We start from the raw sequence: 20,196 nt of genomic DNA on the forward strand, positions 1-20,196 counted from the left end.
CCAAGGTTTGTTGTTGCCGAATCATCAGCTCTCACCCGCTTTTCATGATACCTTACTAATTCGGCAAAAAAGGTACAGCCTCCTTCATTTCTGAAGGTCTGTACCTTTTTTGTAAGTGGACTTTTTCAGTGCCCTCGCTTGAAAGCCGGAGGAATCTTCGAATTAATTCGTATACGAATAGCTAGGATAACAGCCTAATATGCGGACCTGACACCCAATCGCTTCAATCTCTTGAATCGCTGACGGGAGCAGAACGGAGTCCAAAGAGCCCGCAATATCAATATAAAAATAATAAGTACCCAATTTCTTCTTCGTTGGCTTGGACTCAATTTTGGAAAGATTGATTCTCCGCCATGCGAAAGCCGAGAGCACCTGGTGAAGAGCGCCTGGGAAATCTTCCGGCAGCGTGACCAGTATCGTCGTCTTCATGTCTTCCGAAGGTTTCAGTTCGGAAGCTTCCTTGCCGACCAGCAAGAAGCGCGTCATGTTGTCTTTGTGATCCTGAATTTCTTTTTGCAGCATAGGCACACCATAATTCGTAGAAGCAATGGCTGTTCCAATGGCAGCCACCGACGGGTCCTGCAGAGAAGAAACAATGCGTACACCTTCTGCTGTAGAACTGACTTGTTCAAACTCTGCACCGCTTAAATACCGCCTCATAAAACGGCTGCACTGTGCAGGTACGACGTGATGAGACAGTACCTTGCGAATATATCCGAAAGGGTTGGAATCATCCATCTGGCCCTCAGTACTCGCGTATCCGATGAGGTTCATATCAATGGGGAACACCCATTCCGCCCGAATCGGAAGATCCACTTCATGAACGAGCCAGTCCACATGTAGATGAACAGAGCCTTCGAGTGTATTTTCGATAGGGATAACGCCAAGATCCGTTTCACCGGACGAAGTCGCGTTGAATACTTCAGAAATTAATTTATAAGAAACGTACGTGAAGTCGTCTTCGCCCAAAAAATGGCGGGTAGCCTCTTCCGAAAAGGTGCTGGGTCCAAGAATCGCAACTCGCTTCATGCAAGAACCTCCTTTTCGACGAAAGACTGGAGATCCCCGTCACTTTCCTGCAGCGAAGTCGTTGTTACCCCTTCACGGCTTGGCTTTAACCACAACGTCTGGGCGTCGATGCCTTCCTTAGCCAGCGTCTCTTTCAAAAAGCCTTCCAGCTCCGTCTTGCGGCCGCTTCGCTGATCCACTAGCGCAAGCATGGTCGGCCCCGCTCCGCTAAGCGCAACCCCAAGCGCGCCGTGATTCTCGGCTTGCTCAAGCAGCGTCTTCATGCCGGGAATGAGCGCCGCGCGGTAGGGCTGATGCAGCGCGTCCTTCATGGCATGACGAATCATCCCCAGGTTGCCTGTGATTAGCGCGGCAACTAGCAGAGATGAATGGCTGAGGTTGAACACCGCATCCTTCATCGGTACCACCTTCGGCATGACGCCTCTCGCCTTCTCTGTAGCAAGCTGGAAGGCTGGGATCGCCACCAGCACCTCCAAATTCGGGTCCGGCTCGATCCGAATGGATTCTGCCTTCTCTCCGTCCCAGAACGCCACCACAATGCCGCCAAAAAGGCTTGCCCCTACATTGTCAGGGTGCTTCTCAAGGCGGCTTGCGATTTGGAACAGCTCATATTCTGTGAGCTTATTACCAATCAGGGCATTCGCGCCAGCCAGGGCGCCAACAATCGCTGACGCGCTGCTGCCCAGTCCGCGAGTTAGCGGAATATCGCTGTACATCGAGATGTACAGCTCTGGGTGGGAAACGCCTGCTTCTTGAAATACCATTTGCGCGACTTTATAAATGAGGTTCGTCTTGTCCGTTGGAATCCCGTGCATTTGATCACCGATCAAATCAATCGTTGTTTGCTCCGAGATGGCCATATCAATCCAGGCATATAAATTCAAGGCCATCCCCAGTGAGTCAAAGCCAGGACCTAAGTTTGCCGTACTTGCCGGCACTTTCACTCTTACCTTTTGCACTGCCTTATAACTCATTTCGAAATTGCGCCTCTTTTCAATAGATTAGCCTTCAACGCGGTAGACGCTTTTGATGGCGTGAATAACGTCCATGGATTCAAACTGTTTCAGCACATTTTTCATGCTGGCTTGGTTGGCGTCATGCGTAATGATGATAATTTCAGCTTTGGGATTGTGCTTATTGGGATGTTGGAAAACGGATTCCAAGCTAACTTCATGCTCAGCAAAAATTTGCGTAATTTGTGCAAGTACACCCGCTTTATCTTCAACGTGCAAAAGAATGAAGTTTTTGCAAGCAATTTGCTCATCCGTTTTCAGCTTCTTCTCCTTATAAGGAGCAAGTACCCTGCGTCCATTCACACCAAGCTTTAAGTTCCGCCCAACGGCAACCAAATCGGCTACAACAGATGTTGCAGTAGGCAGCTCGCCTGCGCCAGCCCCGTAGAACATCGTCTCGCCAACCGCTTCGCCTGTCACGTACACAGCATTGAACACGCCGTTAACGGAAGCAAGCGGATGGGAGCTCTTCACCATCGTAGGTTGAACGCTCACTGAGATATGCCCATCATGATTTTCAGCGATACCAAGCAATTTCACTTCATACCCTAATTTCTTCCCGTACTGAATGTCCTCTTTCGTTACTGAAGATATTCCTTTCGCTTCAACATCGCTTAGGGCAACATTGGCATGGAAGCCAAGCGTGGAAAGAATCGTCATTTTGCGAGCAGCGTCAAGACCTTCAACGTCGGAAGTCGGATCAGATTCTGCATAACCAAGCGCCTGAGCTTCTTTCAGAACGTCAGCATACGCAGCGCCTTCTTGGCTCATTTTGGTCAAAATATAGTTCGTTGTTCCGTTAACAATCCCCATGATCTTCGTAATACGGTCAGAAGAGAAGCCCTCTACGAGTGCACGAATGATCGGAATACCGCCGGCAACGCTTGCTTCATAGAAAACGTCGCAGCCGTGCTCAGCTGCTTTCGCCAAAATTTCAGCACCGTGCATAGCCATGAGATCCTTATTCGCCGTAACAATGTGTTTCCCATTGCCCAGAGCCGTTAGAATATGATCTTTCGTACCGGAAACGCCACCCATTACTTCAACAACAACATCAATGTCACTATCGCTGATTACATCCCAAACGTTCTCGGTCAGCTTGTCTGCGTCCACGGAAATGTTGCGAAGCTTTGATTTATCTTGTACCAAAATTTTGGAAATTTCGATCACAGAGCCCGTTTGACGCTGTAAATCCTCTTGATGTCCTTCAATAATACGTACGACACCTGTTCCTACTGTGCCTAGTCCAAGTAACCCAACCTTGATCGGTTTCATTTCTTTCGTCCTCCCGATGAATAGTATTATTCTATCTTAACTGCCCTGACCGATAATCATGGCACGCTTAACTCCTTCTTGCGATTGAAGCCGGTCCAAAATTTGACGAATCTCTTCCCCCATCGTTGAGGTTTCAACCGAAATGACGACGTTCGCCATCCCTTGCAGTGGAATCGTCTGGTGAATCGTAAGTACATTACCTTCCAAGTTAGCGATAAGCGCTAGAACACGGGACAAAATTCCTGACCGATGCTCCAAATCCATCGAAATCGTTACGATGCGCTCTCTTTCCAGCTTACTTAACGAATGAATACCATCCTTGTACTTATAAAAAGCGCTTCGGCTAAGCCCAACCTGTTCAACAGCATCATGAATGGTCTTCACTTCACCCCGAGCCAGCAGCTCTTTGGCCTGTATCGTCTTCAGTACACCTTCTGGCAAAATATCTTCCCGGACTAAGTAGTACCTCTCAGGACCGGTGTGCTTGATCGTCTGCATAAACTCTTTGCTTTCCGGCACGAACTTACCGTCCTCTCTAGAAAGACTATTGTTTACCTATAGAGGACATTATATCGAATTAAGGAGACTGAAGCAATAGGCAAATTACTCTTAAACTAGCTTCTTTGCAGGAGCTAGTTTACTTGTGCTAAGCTGAGTGTACAAGAAAAAGAAAGGGATCGCCACCATGATTACATTGCGTATGATGTCTACCGTCCTCCTATGGAACAGCCAGAATGAACTACTAATGATGAAACGCTCTTTAACGCGCACACTGTCCCCAGGACTGTGGGCAGCTATCGGGGGCCATTTGGAGCCAGATGAACTGAATAACCCGCGTGCCGCCTGTTTACGTGAAATATGGGAGGAGACTGGCATCGAACATGATGAAATCCAAGGGCTGCGCTTGCAGTATATTTTACTGCGTTTAAATGGACAAGAAGTGCGGCAGCAATTTTTCTACGTCGGCTCCACCGACGTGAATCCCCGCATCACCACCCCTGAAGGTGAACTGCATTGGGTTCCTAAAGATCTTGTTCTAGAGCGTCCTCTTCCGTTTATTTTCCGCAGTTTGCTCGAGCATTATTTAGTAACTGGACCTACCACAACCCCCTGGATCGGCTCTGCTGGCGTTAATGAACAAAGTAACTTACCCACCATTCATTGGCATCCATTCGTTGATCCTATGGAAGTATAAAAAAAGCAGACTTCGATTTCTCGAAGTCTGCTTTTTGAACTTTAAAGGGCACTTCCGCCATACAAGAAGCGATACTCCCAGTGACGATTTTCAAAGGAATCTATGCGAACTCCGCCGCTTTCCTTTGAATACGTTGATAAAATCTGTCCATTGCCTAAGTATATGGCCACGTGTGAGATCGTTTGATTCGATTTATTGATACCGCTGTAATTCGACTCGCTTGTCCCTTTGTAAGCCATGAAAAACATGAGATCACCAGGTTTCAAATCATGCCAATCGGTTTTGGCGTTACCAAGTGATTTCACATAACTCCCTTGCCCTCTGGAGTCGCCCGGCAGCCTTAAGCCAATACCATCCAAGAAAGCCTGTCGAACGAAGTCTGAGCAGTCAAACGTATTGGTATTATCACGACTAGAGCCGTATTCATAAGGCGTTCCTAAATATTTTTTACCAGCAGCAATCACTTTTTGCGCTTTTTCACTAACCGATCCGCCGCTTGTACCACCGTTATTGTTCGAATCTCCTGGCGGCGGTGTAACGCCTGAAGTTTTTATGTATTTGGTAGATGTGCTTATATAACCTTCCTGACCATCGGATGCTCTTACTTTGTACCAATAACTGTTCACTTTAGACAAGATGGTCACTTTCTCGCCTGCCTTCAAGTAACGAATACGTGCAGCATCCGTACTTGCACCTTGGCGTAAACTGACGGAGCTTACGATTTGTCCGGTTGTCGTTGACCCGCTGTTAGAGCCACCGTTATTGTTGGAACCATCTGGCGTTGTCACGCCTGAAGTTTTTATGTATTTGGAATCGGTGCTTATATAACCTTCCCGACCATCGGATGCTCTTACTTTATACCACCAATTGTTCACTTTGGACAAGATGGTCACTTTCTCGCCTGGTTTTAAGTAACGAATACGTGCGGCATCCACATCTGCACCTTGACGTAAACTGACGGAACTTATAATTTGCCCGGTTGAAGTAGCAGCCGAAGCCTCTTTGGGTAATGGGACAGTAACTGCGCCAAACATAAGTGCTGGAATCAGCGCTAGGGTGAGTATTTGTTTTTTCATGCTGTATGCCTCCTTAGCGTTCTGCTTTTCACGTTGTACACCGACTTTCGTGATCTTGCTTATGCCAGGTTATCCGACACCGAAAGACGCTGCCTGTCATATCATTTCGCATGGGGAGGCTTGTTTCAGAGGGTACCAACAAAAAAAGACCATCTTTGCCGGATTAACAGCATACAGAGTGGTCTTTCTAGCCAATTTTTGCAGAGGAATCATTGTTCGGATAATCTTGTAACGTGAAACGATGACTCTGGTCCACCCATTTTTGCATCACCTTCTGAGCCTCTCTCCTTTGCAGTAAAGACTCCGCTAATTGAAAGCCTTCCTCATAGCTTCCAACCTTATCGAACCATGTCAATCGCAGTCCTGCGTTAAAAATAACATGATCACGCTCCCGCTTCAGCTCCTCAGAATTCTCACCGCCAATAATACGGCGCAGCGACGAGAGCTGTTCAGCCTTATCCATGGGCTGCAGGGGCCCGCTCAGAAAGCCGAATTTCTGCGGTTCTACCATTCGCGACTCGTCTCCCCAAGGGGTAACAATGCGGATTGTGCTGTTTTGATAAATCGGCAAATCCTCGGAGCCTTCGATACCGTTCACAAGATATATACTTTGTACGCCGGATCTCATAGAAATCGGAATGAGCGACTCCATCGTTTTCCGCTGATTGACGCCAATAATCATATTCATGGACTGTACAGGATTCATCACTTTCTCAATCATATCAATAACCGTACGCAGCCCTATCTGCTCTCGAACCTGTTTCAGCTTTCCGAGCGGTGGACAGAGTTGATCGGTGTGCAGGAATCCAATGTGCAAGTGAAACAGCATGGTCTCCCATGCTTTTGCTGATAAATCCATGGCAACGCCGAAGCTTTCCAGAATTTCTTGCATAGCTGTTCCCTGTCTTGAAGGGATAGAATCTCCTCCGTGCAGCACTTGAGAGAAACCTACCGAGGCGAGCAAGAGACTAACTGGTAGCGTAATAGGAAAAAATTGACGGCCTTCCGTAGGGCCTGCACAATTGAGTGAATCCGCAAACGGATGATAATTCAAGGAATAACTGCGGAAAACGTCAATAAATGCTCTCATCTCTTCATCTGCTTCACCTTTCATGCAAAGCGCCATCAAGAAAGCTGCACATTGCGCGTCTGTAGAGTCCCCATTGGCCATCTCATGCGCTGCTTCTAAAGCTTCTTCGTATGTTAGATCACGCGTGGTCCCCTGCTGACCCGAGCCTATGGCTTGAATCCATCGTTTCATCGTTCATCCTCCTTCCTTAATGAGCTTCAGCCTTCAATTTATGTTATATTTAATAACATGTTAAGTATTTGTATAAGGAAATCGTAATACTTTCCATTTTATATGTCAAGTATTGTGACATTAATCAGGACTTTCATAACGTAAATGGTAGTTACTTCCTATATCAAAAGCCACATTGACATCAAAACTAACCCGACTTTCGTGAGGATGTCTTAGAAACAACAAAAAACACCCATCCCAAAGGATGAGTGTTTCTATTAGCTCTTTTCATCAAACTCAAAATCGAAATCACCAATCTGAATCGTCTGTCCATGCACAGCACCACGGCTGCGCAAATCTTGATCGATCCCCATGTTCCGCAAAATGCGAGCAAAACGCGCAACGCCATCCTGCGTGCTGAAGTTCGTACGTTTGATCAACTTCTCAATCGAAGGACTTTCGATCACGAAGACATCGTTTACGCGACGAATCGTGTAATCGTTCTCCTCTTGCTTCTCGAAGCGATACACTTTACGTTCTTCTTTCTCTGCTACGCCTTCCACTTCAGGTGCTTGTGGAATGCTTTCTACGATGTCAGAAATCTTATAGAGAAGCTCTTGCACACCGCCGCGGGTTAAAGCCGAGATTGGATACACCTCGAGCTCTCTGCCGTCAGCAGCAAGCTGCTCCTTGAACAAGGCAAGATTATCCTCGGACTCCGGCATGTCCATTTTATTAGCAACAACGATTTGCGGGCGCTGTTCCAATTTAGCGTTATATAACTTTATTTCCTCATTGATCATTAGGAAATCTTGATAAGGATCGCGTCCATCTGCTGCGGACATATCCACGACATGCACGATAACTCGCGTCCGTTCAACGTGACGTAGGAACTCATGACCAAGACCCACGCCTTCGTGTGCGCCTTCGATCAAACCAGGAAGGTCCGCCATGACGAAGCTGCGTCCGTCACCAACATCGACAACCCCAAGGTTCGGGGTAAGGGTTGTAAAATGGTACGCTGCAATTTTGGGCTTTGCCGCCGAAACAACGGATAGCAGCGTAGATTTCCCTACGCTAGGGAAGCCGACCAAGCCGACGTCGGCCATCACTTTCATCTCCAGCACAACCCAGCGCTCTATACCTTCCTCGCCGTTCTCGGCAATCTCAGGCGCTGTAATGCGCTGTGTGACGAAACGAGTGTTGCCCCGACCGCCGCGTCCGCCTTTGGCAACAACGACTTCCTGGCCATGACGCGTCAAGTCCGCGATGATTTCTTGCGTATCATCGTCGATAACGGTCGTACCCGGCGGGATGCGGACGATCATGTCCTCCGCGTTAGCGCCGTGCATGGACTTATTACGTCCTTTTTCGCCGCGATCAGCCTTAAAATGCTTCTGATAGCGGAAATCCATTAGTGTACGGAGACCCTCGTCGACACGAAATACCACATCGCCGCCATTGCCTCCATCACCACCGGCGGGACCGCCTTCCGGTACATATTTCTCACGCCGGAACGCGACTAAACCATCGCCGCCGTCGCCGCCTTTTACAAAAACCTTCGCTTTATCTACAAACATTTCTACACCTCAACTAAGATGAGACTTTGGTCTTTAAAGTCCAAGATCCCTCTATTATGTAAGAAACGGCAGTCGTACTGTAATAACCGCTTCTTCCTCTTGCCAATCGCTATTCTCTAGTGAAAATGAATGTGTATGGGAGCGCAGCATTTCCTTCACTGCATGTTCAAGCTGGTCCTTCTGATAGGGACCTTGATATACGAAATCAAGCAGTAAGCCATCTTCTTGAAGCTCGAATTCCAAGCTTAGTTTGCCGCTCTCATCGTCACCTGTTGCCGCATGCGCTTGCACGCATTCAACCGTTTGCCTTACTAATCTTTCAATCAGTCCGCCTCGCACAGGAACCTGTCCCAAATTGATCTCTTCGTCTAAGGCAACTTCGAGCTCTAAGGACTTTGACTGCACTCGGAACAACAGCAAGTAAGCAATTAAAGAGGGGATACCCAGCTTGGAGAGATTGCTTTCCTGCTGCATAGTCATTTTTATTTTTTCCATATAAGGCTGTAAATTATCAAACTTCTTCAGCTGAATATAACCAAATAAAATCTGGGTATCGTTCATCCAATCATGACGCAATCTGTTGATGACTTGTATCAAACTTTTCTGAGCAAGCTCTTCTTGCTCCCGAAGCTCTTGGTTCCGTTTCTCTTGAACGCTGCTTTCCTGCAATTTAAAAGCTGTGTAACCGCAAATGACGATGATTAGGAGTAATGCCACCCTGACAATCCAAGGCTCAACAAATAACATTCCCGTTAACCCAATGAGCACAAGTGCCAATAAATAAACCTGTGCGCTGCTCACTCGTTTCATTCCTCGTCCGCTCCGTTCTCCCCGCTTTGTAACCGTTTATCCAGTATAGCATGGCCATCTTGCAAACGTCACCAAACAAATGAGAAAACCTCTGCCCTTGGCCATCCACAATGAGTGACCACGTTTAGAGGTTTGCTTCATATTAGGAAAAAATCCCTGACGGGCTTATCGCTCGCCAGGGATTCTCATTACGCTTCTAGAGCTGCAGCCACAGGAGCTACATCAACTGGGTATACACTCACTTTTTTGCGATCGCGGCCAAAACGCTCGAATTTCACTACGCCTTGAACTAAAGCGAAAAGTGTGTCATCCGAACCAATACCTACGTTCGTTCCTGGGTGAATTTTCGTACCGCGTTGGCGATAGAGAATGCTTCCTGCAGTAACGGTTTGACCGTCTGCACGTTTAGCGCCAAGACGCTTAGAGTGGGAGTCACGTCCGTTCTTCGTGGAACCTACACCCTTCTTGGAAGCGAAAAACTGGAGATCCAATTTCAACATGATGTTATCCTCCTTTGTTATAGATTGTTTCAATCGTTATATAGTCACCGTAATTGTCTGCAATGGTTTGTAGCATGACGACCATCGATTCCAGAATCACTTGGATTTGGTTCCATTTCTCCGATGCAGTCCGAGCGCTATCTGGTATCGTAATATCCATAAAGCCCCGTTCCATCTCGTGAATAGGAATCACACCTGTTAAGGATTCAATCGAATTATATGTACCGAACGTAACCGCCGATACTGCAGCACAGACTAAGTCTTTGCCTGGTACGTCAAATTCAGCATGGCCTTCCACTACAAAAGATACAATTTGAGGTGAATCCGGTACTAGACGCTTTATGGTCACGTAGATCATAAGCTCGCCTCTTACGCTTGGATTTTCTCAACTACAACTCTTGTGTATGGTTGACGATGACCTTGCTTTTTGTGGTAGTTCTTTTTCGGTTTGTACTTATACACGATAACTTTCGCGCCTTTGCCGTGTTTCTCCACTTTCGCGGAAACTGCAGCACCAGATACCAATGGAGCACCTACAACTACGCCGCTCTCGTTGGATACCATAAGCACACGATCAAAAGAAACAACTTCACCTTCAGCTGCGTTCAATTTCTCGATGTAAAGAACATCGCCCTCTTGAACTTTGTACTGTTTACCACCTGTTTCAATAACTGCGTACATTTTCATGACCTCCTCATGTCTCAGACTCGCCTTGTCCAGGTGACGGCCTGGATGAAAATCCAAACACCGTACTTCAACCCGTTTCGCGCGGTTACAGCATGCCTAAACAACACACTCCGATTATTATATCACAGAAACATTTTGATATGCAATATTTTATTTGCGTTTTCGGGTCATTTCCAGCAAGCCTAGCTTCGTCCATCCAACGATTATCGTTTTGGAACGATCCTTTCGCACAGCCTGCGTAATATTCTCCATAACCGCCGCACGGTTTACTTCTGAAACCATATCAATAAAATCAACAATAATAATGCCTCTAATATTCCGAAGACGCAGAAGCCTTGGAATCTCACTTGCGGCTTCACGATTAATATCGGTGACTGTCTGCTCTAAATTAATGGATCCGGTATATCTGCCTGTGTTTACATCAATAACGGTCAGCGCTTCGGTCTGATCAATGATTAGGTATCCGCCGCTCGGGAGCCAAATCTTCCGTCTGAAGCTTACACTCAACTCTTCTGTTACGCCAAAGTGATCGAACAGCGGAGTCTTCCGGTCGTATAAGGCGATGCGTCCCCGCCAACTCGGATGCTGTTTGCGAAGCAGTTGTCTCATCTCTTCGAACACTTTGGAATCATTGAGCCAAACTTCATTCACTTCCGAAGTAATAACGTCTCGGGCTAATCGAGGTAAAAGATCAAGATCTTGATAAAGCTGCGTCGGAGCCTCTGCTCCCTGTGCTTTGGATTGAATCATTTGCCACAAATCACGCAAATTTTGCAAATCGTCACGGATCGCTTCTTCACTCTGACCAAGCGAGCCCGTACGCAGGATAACGCCTTCACCGGGGAGTAAGCTTCCTTCCGCTAGCTGCTTGAGGCGCTGTCTTTCAGCTTCTAAGTCAATTTTGCGGGAGATTGCAATGTAATCAGCACCTGGCATGTACACGATCCAGCGGCCAGGAATAGAAACATGTGTCGTTACTCTTGCACCTTTGGTACCTTGCGGGTCCTTGGACACTTGTACCATAAGTGTCTGCCCTACTTCAGCAAGCTCTGTTATAGAAGGTTTAATCTTAGGTTGCTTGTCCAAATGGACAGGGAGGAGATCGTCTATATAAAGAAAGGCATTTTTTGCAAGTCCAATATCGATAAATGCCGCCTGCATGCCGGGGAGTACATTGACGATGCGACCCATGTAGATGCTGCCTGCTCTTTGGGAATCAAGCGGATACTGCGAATCATACTCAACAAGGCGACTTTCTTCCAACAATGCCGCTTGTGTAAGCTCCGGTGCGCAGTGAATTATAAGTTGCTTCATACACGTTCACCTCACCAGTTATTTTACATGAAAAGATCGGAAACTGCACTCCCCGGTTTTTTTCCATCCAAATATCCGCTCACCAGCTGCTGCTCAGGCAATATAGCTTGAATGCGTCCTGCCTCGTTGACAATGTAAATTAAATGGTATTTTTCCCGCATAAAAAGCTTCAAAGTATCGGCCATCGTCCGTTGCTTCGTGATGACGATCGGCTGAGCCAATGTGCCACGGCTCAGCAGCAGGCTTATCCGGCTCCCGCGGCCAATCAGAAAGCGAAAAAAGTGATAGGGCAGCTGCCGGTATGCGTACCAATTTGACACAAGAAGAAAGATGCCAATCACTAATATATTCAGCGGAAGCTGCCCGCTAATCAACTGTAAAATGGCCATAACAATGATGGCAAAACTTAAGAACATGGATATCCAAACCGAATATAAAATCGTGTTATGGTAAGACAATAAATACCCTAATAAGGACTGCATCACTTTACCGCCGTCCAGCGGCATGACCGGAAGGAGATTGAACAACCCAATCATGACGTTAGCTTCGATAAAATAATCCCACCAACTCGCTGTCCCAACCTCCAGCCATTTCATAAGAAGCGCCAGAATAATCAGCCATACATGCTGCAGCGGACCGGCTAAAGCAACCACGAGCTCTTCCCAGGTCGGTACACTTCCTAGTTCATCTACTACCAGCACACCACCGAAGGGGAGCAGTTGGACCTCCTTCACCCGCCAGCCAAAACCGTTTGCAGCCGCCAGATGACCGAGTTCATGAATGAGTACGATGCCGAATAAGGTAATAGCCTCAAGAAAATAGCCTGTAAAGGCAGAACCAATTAAGATGATTGTAAATAAAGGGTGAAACCGATACGTCGTTCCAGCCAATTTAATCAAAGGAGATCACATCCGTTGGGTTGACAGGGCGGCCATCTCTCGTAAACGCAACATAAAGCGTGCCTTTTGCCGGATCTTTCTTGGAGGTCTTGCCGACGGGTTCACCCACCTTCATCCAGTCCCCCACTTCTACGCTAACCTCGCTTAACCCCCCATACAGGGACTGCATCCCTCCTGGGTGGCGTATGATAACCGTTGTACCCGTTTCAGCCGAAACCCCGGAGAAAATGACTTGTCCCGTGTCTAGCGCATAAACAGGCGCATACTCCGCCGTATTAAGCGTGACGCCAAGTTGATTGGTCCCGTCGAAGGGCTTGATGATACTCCCTTTCACAGGAGCATACAGAGTCCGCTTTGAAGTACTTACCTTTACGGCTTCGTCCCCTACACGATTAAAACTTGGAATGAAGGAAGGCGAGCCCCCGAATTGATTCGTATACCAAGCCGATAACGCGGTGAAATCATAAGACTGAGTTAACGAGGCGGCAACGAACTGCTTGCCTTTATTCGCCCATGGCTGGTTCACTTGAAACATGCCGTACAAGGAGGCAAACAGCACACAGCTAACCAGCAGCTTGACCGCTATTTTACGTGGCGAAGGAGGTGCAAACAGTCCTCTCTCCCCATCAGCCGGTGGTCCGCCGCCGCTCAGCGTCTTGTCCATCAATATTTTCTGCTGCCAAGCGTATTCCGGATCTTCCATACGCCGTTTCCAGTCCGCGTCCACATAAAGCGGCAGCTCCACTTGCTGCTGCCGGGGCGGTACAGGCACGTGTTCCATCATTCTGGTTGCTTTTGCGGGGCTCCCGTTGACGTTCGCATGCTCAGATGCTTCGCGCAAATGGCGAAGCCGTTCTAATCGCCGTTGTTTCACTTTATCTCTGACTTCCATGGAAGCCCCTCCCAAATGTTCTCCTTCTGGAAAACAATCTTCATATCGTCGTACTAGCTAAACTCGCATAGTACAGCCTATGAGAAGAAGGACAAGATTATGTGATAATCCGCAGAGAAACGCCTCGGAACGGGCAGAAAAAAGCCCCTGACCAACGGTCAGGAGCTAATCATTTTAAAACAATTCCGGTTCACGTTCTTGATGCAGCTTCACGCTCATAACTAGACCAAGCGAAAGCATATTGATCAAGAGGGAGGTTCCCCCATAGCTAACAAAAGGAAGGGTGATTCCCGTTAACGGCATAATGCCAATCATCATGCCTACATTTTCAAAAATTTGAAAGACGAACATGGAGACAACACCAACCACGATATAAGCTCCACTAAGCTGCGTACTTTGAATGGAGATCAGAATCATGCGGTAGATAAGCAAGAAATAGATAAGCAGCAGAACTGCTGAACCCCTAAAGCCGAATTCTTCCCCCACCACAACAAAGATGGAATCCGAATAAGCAAAAGGAATAAAGTTACTGTGGACCGAAGTCCCCTTAAGAAAGCCTTCGCCTTCGAGACCGCCTGAACCAATGGCTCTAATCGCATTTTTCACTTGATAGCTATCATCTTCCGTCACATCTTGCGGATATAAGTAGGTGTCGATACGGTCCATCCAGTGGCTGAAGCCGTACCCTTTGAGCACCTCAAACAAACTATCGTGAAACGTCTTGTACAGAGTGAGGAGTAGGAAACCTACCCCTGCTAATATCACAATACTGAGCAAGACATGCGTGTATTTAATATTGCCGATCCAAAGCATACCGAGCAGGATAATAACAAAAATAATCGCATTCCCCAAGTCCGGCTGAATCAAAACGAGAATAAATGGTAGCAGAACAGCCGCGCATACGGGGATTAAATCATTTTTGATCTGTAACAGCTCTCCGCCGCGTCTGGCCAGAAGCGCTGTCACGCAAACGATCAGAATCAGCTTCACAAGCTCCGCAGGCTGGAAGGTCAAGCCTCCCGGAAGTTCAAACCAACCGCGTGCGCCATGAATTTTTTTCCCAAAAAAATAAACAGCAATCAAGGATACAATGCCGATACCGTACAAAAACGGGGCAATTCTTATAAGCACCCGATAATCAAAGAGGCTGCAGGCTAGAAATCCAACTAATCCGACGGCATAGAGAATAAGAATTTTGGAAACCGAGATGACAATTGACGGATGATCCACCGATGCACTGTAGACCGTCATCGTACTGATAACCATGAAGGCGAACAAAATGACAACAATAGGAATATCGATGTTTTTCAGTTTTGCAAGCACAGCACGATCATCCTATTCCAATAAACTTTTTCATACGTTTTACCCAGCCAGTCTTGTCTTCGAGCTGCATGAGAGGCACCGTGTCGCCTAAGATCCGGCGCGCCACGTTACGATAAGCAATTGCAGCGCGGGATGATGGGTTCATCACGGTCGGCTCACCTGCATTGGCCGCCTTAATGACATGCTCGTCATCTGGCACGATGCCGAGTAAATCAATTGCCAGCACGGAACAGATTTCGTCAATGTCCAGCATCTCGCCTTTTTTCATCATCATCGGACGAATTCGGTTAATGATAAGCTTCGGCGAAGAAATTTTCTCATTCTCGAGCAGTCCGATAATGCGGTCGGCATCACGTACAGCAGCGTTCTCCGGGGTCGTTACAACGATTGCTTTGTCTGCGCCTGCTACCGCATTCTTGAAGCCTTGTTCAATGCCTGCCGGGCAGTCAATGATGACGAATTCGAAATCTTTTTTGAGCTCAAGAATAATATCTCTCACTTGCTCCGGCGATACCGCGTGCTTGTCCTTCGTCTGCGCAGCAGGCAACAGGTACAGCTCATCGAAGCGCTTATCTTTGATTAAGGCTTGCGGTAAACGGCAGCGTCCTTCCGCGACATCCACAAGGTCATAAATGATCCGATTCTCGAGTCCCATAACAACATCCAAATTGCGCAGGCCAATGTCGGTGTCCACCATGCATACTTTTTTTCCTAAAAGCGCCAATGCTGTTCCAAGATTTGCTGAAGTCGTTGTTTTGCCAACGCCGCCTTTTCCCGAAGTAACAACGATTGCCTCTCCCATATGTTCTCACCCCACGCGCTATTTTCTATAACGTATATAAGTCTATAATTTCAAATTCGAATCAGGCCAAATCCGATGAAGCTGATGAAGCTTATCGATTTCCATTTTACCATCTTTTACATAAGCAAACTCCATAAAAGCTTCTTCAATTCCCCATTCATCCGGAGAACGGCTAATAATTCCAGCGATCCGTAATTGGGTCGGACGCATATGAGAAGCGGCAATAATCGCTTTATCATCACCGTCAATTCCGGCATGCGCCATGCCGCGAAGCGAGCCCATAATATAAATGTTCCCGGTAGAGGTAATTGTTCCGCCTGGATTAACATCGCCTAAATATAGTAAATCCCCCTCGTGATGGAGGGTTTGTCCCGAACGAATCATGCCTTTAAGTGTTGACATTCTTGCAGCAGGCTCTATGACAACTTCCTTACGAGGTTCACTTTCGATCGATTGAATCAACAGATTGCCCTTTTGCTTAATGACAGATCTGATTTCTTCTTTCTGCTCCTCGGTTGCTTCCCTGCTGCCTAATTTAACGTGCACATGAATAATCGGTCCGGTCAGTATCTGCTGATGGGTTTTCTCCAGCTTATGCTGCAGCTCTTTCAGCAAATCTTGCCAATCGCATGCATCGTTTAGTAAAAAAACAAGGCCATCTTTGACCCCTTTTATCATCACATGGTGCTTAGCTACAGACATAATAGAATGACGACCTCCCAACCTATACATTTCGGCTCTTGTCGTGGATTCTCCTGCTAACCGCCTGGAAAATTAATCTTCGGTATTCGCAGGTACGATCCGCTTTCCTTCAAGCAGCTTGCGAATCGGTACGTAGCAAATCAAGGCGAAAAGCAAATTAAAAAGCACACTCGGGAGCATGTAATGGGTGAGAGCAAATTTCATCTCAATGTCAATGAGCTTAAACAAGCGGTTAATGCCATAATCGATGAACTCAAATAACAGCAGACCGACGCCTGTAATGAGCAAATTATAAAAGATGAGGTTAGGCTGCCTGCGCTGCGCCAGTCCTGCCAAATACCCCGTGAGTCCCATTCCGAAGGAGTAAACGCCGAGCATCGACCCATAATAGTTAAAATCATGCAGAAGACCAAACAAAAGCCCATAGATCAGTGCAGAATGTCGATGATGAAAAAGTCCGATGAACAAGATAAAGACCAGTGTAAAATGGGGGGTAACATGCACGCTAGCTTGCCATGCGGATGGGATCAGCCAAACCACAATGGTGCCTTGCAGGATAAACAAGCCTAACAGAATGAGCCACAGCAAATGTCGAGTCACGTAACGGCTCACCTCATTTCACTTCCGGAACTTCGACTACGAACACTTCGCGAATACGGTTAAACGAAGCTTTGGGCTTCACCATAACTTTGTAGGTGATCCCGAATTCCCCTGGGCCGATGGAAGAGATAGTCCCAACTTCAATTCCCTTAGGGAATACTTGCCCCAAACCTGATGTAATAATCGTATCCCCGACTTTCATGTCGTCCGCATGTTCCACTTTGTTCATCACGAGTTCCCCGGTATTGCTGTCATAGGACTCAATCATGCCGAATGGTTGACTTTCATTGCCTTTGACGGTGACAGCAATCGCTTTGGAGTTGTTATCGGAGTCTGTGATCTCTTTCAACAGTTGCACATTAGAATGAAAGCCGAACACTTTACTCACTCTGCCGACTAATCCGTCGACGGTCATGACCGCCATATTCTCTTTGATGCCGTCCTTGTCGCCTAAATTAATCGTCACTGTGCTGTTGTACGGATCGTTATCCACGGTAACAACCTCAGCAATCCGATACGTGTACACGTTGGCTTGGCGCTGTCGTTCTGTAAAGCCCAGGCTTTCCATCAGGCGCTTGTTTTGCGATTCCAGCTCATTCAGACGCTGTGTATCTCGCGCATACTGCGTCAAGGTCAGTTTCAGAGTCTTATTTTCTTCATAGATGACTCGAAGCTGCCGAATGTCTTCAAAGAAACCCGCTACCTGCGCAGCGGGCTTGTAGAAGAGTCCTTGCGTCCACGATACCGAGTCTTTGACAAATTTCTCCGGCCATGTCATCGGTCCCCGGTTTCCCAGCGTTAATCCCATCAATATAAAGAAGCAGACTAAACCGAACATCAGGAAAATCAGCCTCTTGTTTCCCATGAATTTGAACAAAATGAGCACCTTCTAACGAAATTCTGACGAATATTAACGCTTATATCGCGAACCTGAACCTGATTTATTTTTAAATAGATGAATATTTTCCAGGGCGCGGCCTGTCCCAATCGCCACGCAATCAAGCGGATTCTCTGCAACTAGAACGGGCATGCCGGTCTCTCTGGCAAGCAAGCGATCCAAGTTGCGCAATAAACCGCCGCCGCCGGTTAACACAATCCCGCGATCCATAATATCCGCTGATAATTCGGGCGGACATTTCTCTAGCGTGACTTTCACGGCTTCAACGATCGCATTAACCGTATCCGTCAATGATTCTGTAATCTCATCAGAGGTTACGCTCATGGTCTTCGGCAAACCGGAAACAAGATCACGTCCACGGATTTCTAGTGTCTCCGGCTTCTCCATAGGAAGTGCAGAACCGATCTCCATCTTGAGCGTCTCAGATGTACGTTCCCCAATCATCAGATTGTATGTACGTTTAATGTATTGAATGATAGCCTCGTCCATTTCATCACCAGCAATTCGGATGGAACGGCTCGTTACAATGCCTCCAAGAGAGATAACCGCTACCTCTGTGGTTCCCCCTCCGATATCGACGACCATGCTTCCGGTTGGTTCCCAAACAGGAAGATCTGCGCCGATCGCTGCCGCAAACGGCTCTTCAATCGTATAGGCCTCACGCGCTCCAGCCTGTTTCGTTGCATCTTCCACCGCACGTTTCTCTACGGCCGTGATGCCAGAAGGCACACAAACCATCACATTAGGGTGACGTTGGAATAACCAACGCTGTTTTTGAGCCTGTCTCAAAAAATAACGAATCATCGTTGCCGTTGTTTCAAAATCAGCAATAACGCCGTCTTTCATCGGGCGAATCGCACGAATGTTGCCAGGTGTGCGGCCGATCATTTTTTTGGCTGCGTCTCCGACAGCCTCGATTGTTTTCGTATCCGTACGTAGAGCAACCACCGACGGTTCTCTAACGATTATTCCTCTGCCTTTTACATAAACCAGTGTATTCGCTGTACCCAAATCAATCCCTAGATCTTTCGTAAAGCCTCCAAACATGGCAGTTACTCCTTTCCTATTGCCAACCTATTATATTACATAAAGCCTTCTTCCTTCAAACTTATGAATCTCTGATCACCTATGATAACATGATCCAACACTTCAATACCAATAATAGTTCCTGCTTCCACCAATCGGTGGGTTAGCTGTATATCTTCCGGACTTGGTGTGGGATCTCCACTAGGATGATTATGTACACAAACAATGGACGCACTGCTTCTTTTTATTGCTGCACGGAAAACTTCGCGAGGATGGACGATGGACGCGTTCAAGCTGCCCATGGAGAGAGTTTCTTGCGCGAGCACATGGTTTTTCGTATTCAAAAATAAACAAACGAAATGCTCCTTTTGCAAATATCGAAGCTCCTCGCTCATTAAATTAGCGATATCCTTCGGTGAACGAATCGTAATCCGCTCCGAGAATGTGCTTTTGGCAATTCGGCGCCCGAGCTCGATACCAGCTAGAATTTGCAGCGCTTTGGCATCACCAATGCCTTTGATCTCTGTAAGCTGATCTTTGCTCATATCCACAAGGCTGCGCAATCCTCCGGATTCACTTAAGATGCGGCTTGCCAGACGTACCGCTGACTCCGAGACCGTTCCTGTTCGAAGAATAATCGCCAAAAGCTCAGCATGGCTTAACGCCCCAGCTCCATATTGGAGCATTCGCTCTCTAGGTCTTTCCTCCGAAGGCACTTCCCGCAGCATTAAACTTGTAACTTCCATCAATTCCCCTCTTTCCATCTGTAGGTTGTGTTACTTATCCGTATCCCATTCATAGCGATAAGGGTCTTAAAACGGCACAAAACCCCCGGATTGTAAGATCCGAGGGCTTCTAGGATAACTGCTCATTATTCAATTCTGGGCATCCATACGCTTTGATTCGTTCCAGCATACCGCCGATGGTATAACCATCGAAGTACAATTCCATCTGTTTCTCGGCGTCAGCGAAAACGTTGCCCATCAACTTATCCATTTTGGATGAAATCATACAATCGTTGTTTTTCTCATCGCCGGAGCACCAGCTTGGCTTCAAAGAACCGTGACAGGTTAACCGGTAAATTTCACCGAGCGTCACATCATTCGGATTGCGGCAGAGAATGAATCCGCCCCCGATGCCTTCTTTGGTTGAAACGTAACCTGCTTTTCGCAGAAAGCCCATAACTTTGCGTATACGAGCAGAATGTGTGGATACATTCGTAGCAATTTCTTCACTGGTTGCCATATGATCAGGCAAATTCGCAAGAAATACGAGACTATGGACGGCTATTGTAAATTCGCTGTTCATGGCCAATCCTCCCTGATGAATGCGAAG

Annotated in this window: 23 protein-coding genes and 1 other annotated feature; of the genes, 1 reads left to right on the forward strand and 22 read right to left on the reverse strand. The window is 47.2% G+C overall.

Features of this window, described 5'->3' with window-relative positions; genetic code table 11:
* Positions 1 to 162 precede the first annotated feature (162 nt).
* From pheA to AC58UW_RS24490, 4 genes are read right to left on the reverse strand one after another with little or no spacing between them, the layout of a single operon-like run.
* The gene (pheA, locus tag AC58UW_RS24475) at positions 163 to 1,029 is read right to left on the reverse strand and encodes a prephenate dehydratase (RefSeq protein ID WP_497423190.1); all 867 of its coding nucleotides are present in this window, start codon (positions 1,027 to 1,029) and stop codon (positions 163 to 165) included.
* A complete protein-coding gene (gene thrB / locus AC58UW_RS24480; protein WP_497423191.1) occupies positions 1,026 to 2,003 on the reverse strand; it encodes a homoserine kinase in 978 nt (325 codons plus the stop codon). Before thrB ends, pheA begins: the two co-directional genes overlap by 4 nt.
* Positions 2,004 to 2,030: 27 nt before the next feature.
* Complete coding sequence (locus AC58UW_RS24485; protein WP_497423192.1) at positions 2,031 to 3,317, reverse strand: homoserine dehydrogenase; 1,287 nt, start codon at positions 3,315 to 3,317, stop codon at positions 2,031 to 2,033.
* Positions 3,318 to 3,353: 36 nt separating this feature from the next.
* Positions 3,354 to 3,815 carry an ACT domain-containing protein gene (locus AC58UW_RS24490; RefSeq protein WP_497423305.1) on the reverse strand — a complete coding sequence of 154 codons (462 nt, stop codon included), beginning with the start codon at positions 3,813 to 3,815 and terminating at the stop codon, positions 3,354 to 3,356.
* A 157-nt stretch (positions 3,816 to 3,972) separates the two neighbouring features.
* Between AC58UW_RS24490 and AC58UW_RS24495 the strand changes: the two genes are divergently transcribed.
* Positions 3,973 to 4,512, forward strand: a complete 540-nt coding sequence (locus AC58UW_RS24495; RefSeq protein WP_497423193.1) for an NUDIX hydrolase — start codon at positions 3,973 to 3,975, stop codon at positions 4,510 to 4,512.
* A gap of 41 nt (positions 4,513 to 4,553) precedes the next feature.
* Here the strand turns inward: AC58UW_RS24495 and AC58UW_RS24500 are convergent, their stop codons facing one another.
* The 18 genes from AC58UW_RS24500 to AC58UW_RS24585 form a co-directional block, all read right to left on the reverse strand.
* Positions 4,554 to 5,588 carry a C40 family peptidase gene (locus tag AC58UW_RS24500; RefSeq protein ID WP_497423194.1) on the reverse strand — a complete coding sequence of 345 codons (1,035 nt, stop codon included), beginning with the start codon at positions 5,586 to 5,588 and terminating at the stop codon, positions 4,554 to 4,556.
* 187 nt (positions 5,589 to 5,775) lie between these two features.
* On the reverse strand, positions 5,776 to 6,849 hold the full coding sequence (locus AC58UW_RS24505) for an anthranilate phosphoribosyltransferase (protein ID WP_497423195.1): 1,074 nt from the start codon (positions 6,847 to 6,849) through the stop codon (positions 5,776 to 5,778).
* Positions 6,850 to 7,106: 257 nt separating this feature from the next.
* The gene (obgE, locus tag AC58UW_RS24510) at positions 7,107 to 8,408 is read right to left on the reverse strand and encodes a GTPase ObgE (protein WP_497423196.1); all 1,302 of its coding nucleotides are present in this window, start codon (positions 8,406 to 8,408) and stop codon (positions 7,107 to 7,109) included.
* Positions 8,409 to 8,462: 54 nt separating this feature from the next.
* A complete protein-coding gene (locus AC58UW_RS24515) occupies positions 8,463 to 9,218 on the reverse strand; it encodes a Spo0B domain-containing protein (protein ID WP_497423197.1) in 756 nt (251 codons plus the stop codon).
* Positions 9,219 to 9,406: 188 nt separating this feature from the next.
* Complete coding sequence (rpmA, locus tag AC58UW_RS24520) at positions 9,407 to 9,718, reverse strand: 50S ribosomal protein L27 (RefSeq protein WP_145661470.1); 312 nt, start codon at positions 9,716 to 9,718, stop codon at positions 9,407 to 9,409.
* A 4-nt stretch (positions 9,719 to 9,722) separates the two neighbouring features.
* On the reverse strand, positions 9,723 to 10,076 hold the full coding sequence (locus tag AC58UW_RS24525) for a ribosomal-processing cysteine protease Prp (protein WP_497423198.1): 354 nt from the start codon (positions 10,074 to 10,076) through the stop codon (positions 9,723 to 9,725).
* Positions 10,077 to 10,087: 11 nt separating this feature from the next.
* Entirely contained in the window at positions 10,088 to 10,399 is a 312-nt protein-coding gene (rplU, locus tag AC58UW_RS24530) for a 50S ribosomal protein L21 (RefSeq protein ID WP_497423199.1), read from the reverse strand.
* Between the two features lie 12 nt (positions 10,400 to 10,411).
* Positions 10,412 to 10,502: a sequence feature (ribosomal protein L21 leader region), on the reverse strand.
* A gap of 53 nt (positions 10,503 to 10,555) precedes the next feature.
* Positions 10,556 to 11,719 (reverse strand): Rne/Rng family ribonuclease, encoded by a 1,164-nt coding sequence (locus tag AC58UW_RS24535; protein ID WP_497423200.1) that lies wholly within the window; start codon positions 11,717 to 11,719, stop codon positions 10,556 to 10,558.
* Between the two features lie 23 nt (positions 11,720 to 11,742).
* On the reverse strand, positions 11,743 to 12,618 hold the full coding sequence (locus AC58UW_RS24540; protein WP_497423201.1) for a M50 family metallopeptidase: 876 nt from the start codon (positions 12,616 to 12,618) through the stop codon (positions 11,743 to 11,745).
* On the reverse strand, positions 12,611 to 13,510 hold the full coding sequence (locus tag AC58UW_RS24545; protein ID WP_497423202.1) for a peptidoglycan DD-metalloendopeptidase family protein: 900 nt from the start codon (positions 13,508 to 13,510) through the stop codon (positions 12,611 to 12,613). The genes AC58UW_RS24540 and AC58UW_RS24545 overlap by 8 nt, the downstream gene beginning before the upstream one ends.
* A 174-nt stretch (positions 13,511 to 13,684) precedes the next feature.
* Positions 13,685 to 14,833, reverse strand: a complete 1,149-nt coding sequence (locus tag AC58UW_RS24550) for an FtsW/RodA/SpoVE family cell cycle protein (RefSeq protein ID WP_497423203.1) — start codon at positions 14,831 to 14,833, stop codon at positions 13,685 to 13,687.
* Positions 14,834 to 14,840: 7 nt separating this feature from the next.
* Complete coding sequence (gene minD / locus AC58UW_RS24555) at positions 14,841 to 15,635, reverse strand: septum site-determining protein MinD (RefSeq protein ID WP_161410220.1); 795 nt, start codon at positions 15,633 to 15,635, stop codon at positions 14,841 to 14,843.
* A gap of 42 nt (positions 15,636 to 15,677) precedes the next feature.
* Positions 15,678 to 16,337 (reverse strand): septum site-determining protein MinC, encoded by a 660-nt coding sequence (gene minC / locus AC58UW_RS24560; RefSeq protein WP_477502133.1) that lies wholly within the window; start codon positions 16,335 to 16,337, stop codon positions 15,678 to 15,680.
* A 72-nt stretch (positions 16,338 to 16,409) separates the two neighbouring features.
* Positions 16,410 to 16,937, reverse strand: coding sequence for a rod shape-determining protein MreD (mreD, locus tag AC58UW_RS24565; RefSeq protein ID WP_497423204.1), 528 nt, complete (start codon positions 16,935 to 16,937; stop codon positions 16,410 to 16,412).
* 13 nt (positions 16,938 to 16,950) lie between these two features.
* A complete protein-coding gene (mreC, locus tag AC58UW_RS24570; RefSeq protein WP_161410223.1) occupies positions 16,951 to 17,802 on the reverse strand; it encodes a rod shape-determining protein MreC in 852 nt (283 codons plus the stop codon).
* 45 nt (positions 17,803 to 17,847) lie between these two features.
* Complete coding sequence (locus AC58UW_RS24575; RefSeq protein WP_497423205.1) at positions 17,848 to 18,882, reverse strand: rod shape-determining protein; 1,035 nt, start codon at positions 18,880 to 18,882, stop codon at positions 17,848 to 17,850.
* A 35-nt stretch (positions 18,883 to 18,917) separates the two neighbouring features.
* Positions 18,918 to 19,607 carry a RadC family protein gene (gene radC / locus AC58UW_RS24580; protein WP_497423206.1) on the reverse strand — a complete coding sequence of 230 codons (690 nt, stop codon included), beginning with the start codon at positions 19,605 to 19,607 and terminating at the stop codon, positions 18,918 to 18,920.
* A 109-nt stretch (positions 19,608 to 19,716) separates the two neighbouring features.
* Positions 19,717 to 20,169: an RrF2 family transcriptional regulator gene (locus tag AC58UW_RS24585; protein WP_497423207.1), complete on the reverse strand. Its 453-nt coding sequence runs from the start codon at positions 20,167 to 20,169 to the stop codon at positions 19,717 to 19,719.
* Positions 20,170 to 20,196 lie beyond the last annotated feature (27 nt).

The organism is Paenibacillus sp. J22R160 (genome assembly GCF_059692135.1).

What these genes read in the sequence shown, in the direction of transcription:
- obgE (WP_497423196.1), bottom strand. Translation starts at nt 8,408, where the DNA reads ATGTTTGTAGATAAAGCGAAGGTTTTTGTAAAAGGCGGCGACGGCGGC.
- pheA (WP_497423190.1), bottom strand. Translation starts at nt 1,029, where the DNA reads ATGAAGCGAGTTGCGATTCTTGGACCCAGCACCTTTTCGGAAGAGGCT.
- rplU (WP_497423199.1), bottom strand. Translation starts at nt 10,399, where the DNA reads ATGTACGCAGTTATTGAAACAGGTGGTAAACAGTACAAAGTTCAAGAG.
- AC58UW_RS24485 (WP_497423192.1), bottom strand. Translation starts at nt 3,317, where the DNA reads ATGAAACCGATCAAGGTTGGGTTACTTGGACTAGGCACAGTAGGAACA.
- rpmA (WP_145661470.1), bottom strand. Translation starts at nt 9,718, where the DNA reads ATGTTGAAATTGGATCTCCAGTTTTTCGCTTCCAAGAAGGGTGTAGGT.
- AC58UW_RS24525 (WP_497423198.1), bottom strand. Translation starts at nt 10,076, where the DNA reads ATGATCTACGTGACCATAAAGCGTCTAGTACCGGATTCACCTCAAATT.
- AC58UW_RS24500 (WP_497423194.1), bottom strand. Translation starts at nt 5,588, where the DNA reads ATGAAAAAACAAATACTCACCCTAGCGCTGATTCCAGCACTTATGTTT.
- AC58UW_RS24575 (WP_497423205.1), bottom strand. Translation starts at nt 18,882, where the DNA reads ATGTTTGGAGGCTTTACGAAAGATCTAGGGATTGATTTGGGTACAGCG.
- AC58UW_RS24490 (WP_497423305.1), bottom strand. Translation starts at nt 3,815, where the DNA reads ATGCAGACGATCAAGCACACCGGTCCTGAGAGGTACTACTTAGTCCGG.
- AC58UW_RS24505 (WP_497423195.1), bottom strand. Translation starts at nt 6,849, where the DNA reads ATGAAACGATGGATTCAAGCCATAGGCTCGGGTCAGCAGGGGACCACG.
- minD (WP_161410220.1), bottom strand. Translation starts at nt 15,635, where the DNA reads ATGGGAGAGGCAATCGTTGTTACTTCGGGAAAAGGCGGCGTTGGCAAA.
- mreC (WP_161410223.1), bottom strand. Translation starts at nt 17,802, where the DNA reads ATGGGAAACAAGAGGCTGATTTTCCTGATGTTCGGTTTAGTCTGCTTC.
- AC58UW_RS24585 (WP_497423207.1), bottom strand. Translation starts at nt 20,169, where the DNA reads ATGAACAGCGAATTTACAATAGCCGTCCATAGTCTCGTATTTCTTGCG.
- radC (WP_497423206.1), bottom strand. Translation starts at nt 19,607, where the DNA reads ATGGAAGTTACAAGTTTAATGCTGCGGGAAGTGCCTTCGGAGGAAAGA.
- thrB (WP_497423191.1), bottom strand. Translation starts at nt 2,003, where the DNA reads ATGAGTTATAAGGCAGTGCAAAAGGTAAGAGTGAAAGTGCCGGCAAGT.
- AC58UW_RS24545 (WP_497423202.1), bottom strand. Translation starts at nt 13,510, where the DNA reads ATGGAAGTCAGAGATAAAGTGAAACAACGGCGATTAGAACGGCTTCGC.
- minC (WP_477502133.1), bottom strand. Translation starts at nt 16,337, where the DNA reads ATGTCTGTAGCTAAGCACCATGTGATGATAAAAGGGGTCAAAGATGGC.
- AC58UW_RS24515 (WP_497423197.1), bottom strand. Translation starts at nt 9,218, where the DNA reads ATGAAACGAGTGAGCAGCGCACAGGTTTATTTATTGGCACTTGTGCTC.
- AC58UW_RS24535 (WP_497423200.1), bottom strand. Translation starts at nt 11,719, where the DNA reads ATGAAGCAACTTATAATTCACTGCGCACCGGAGCTTACACAAGCGGCA.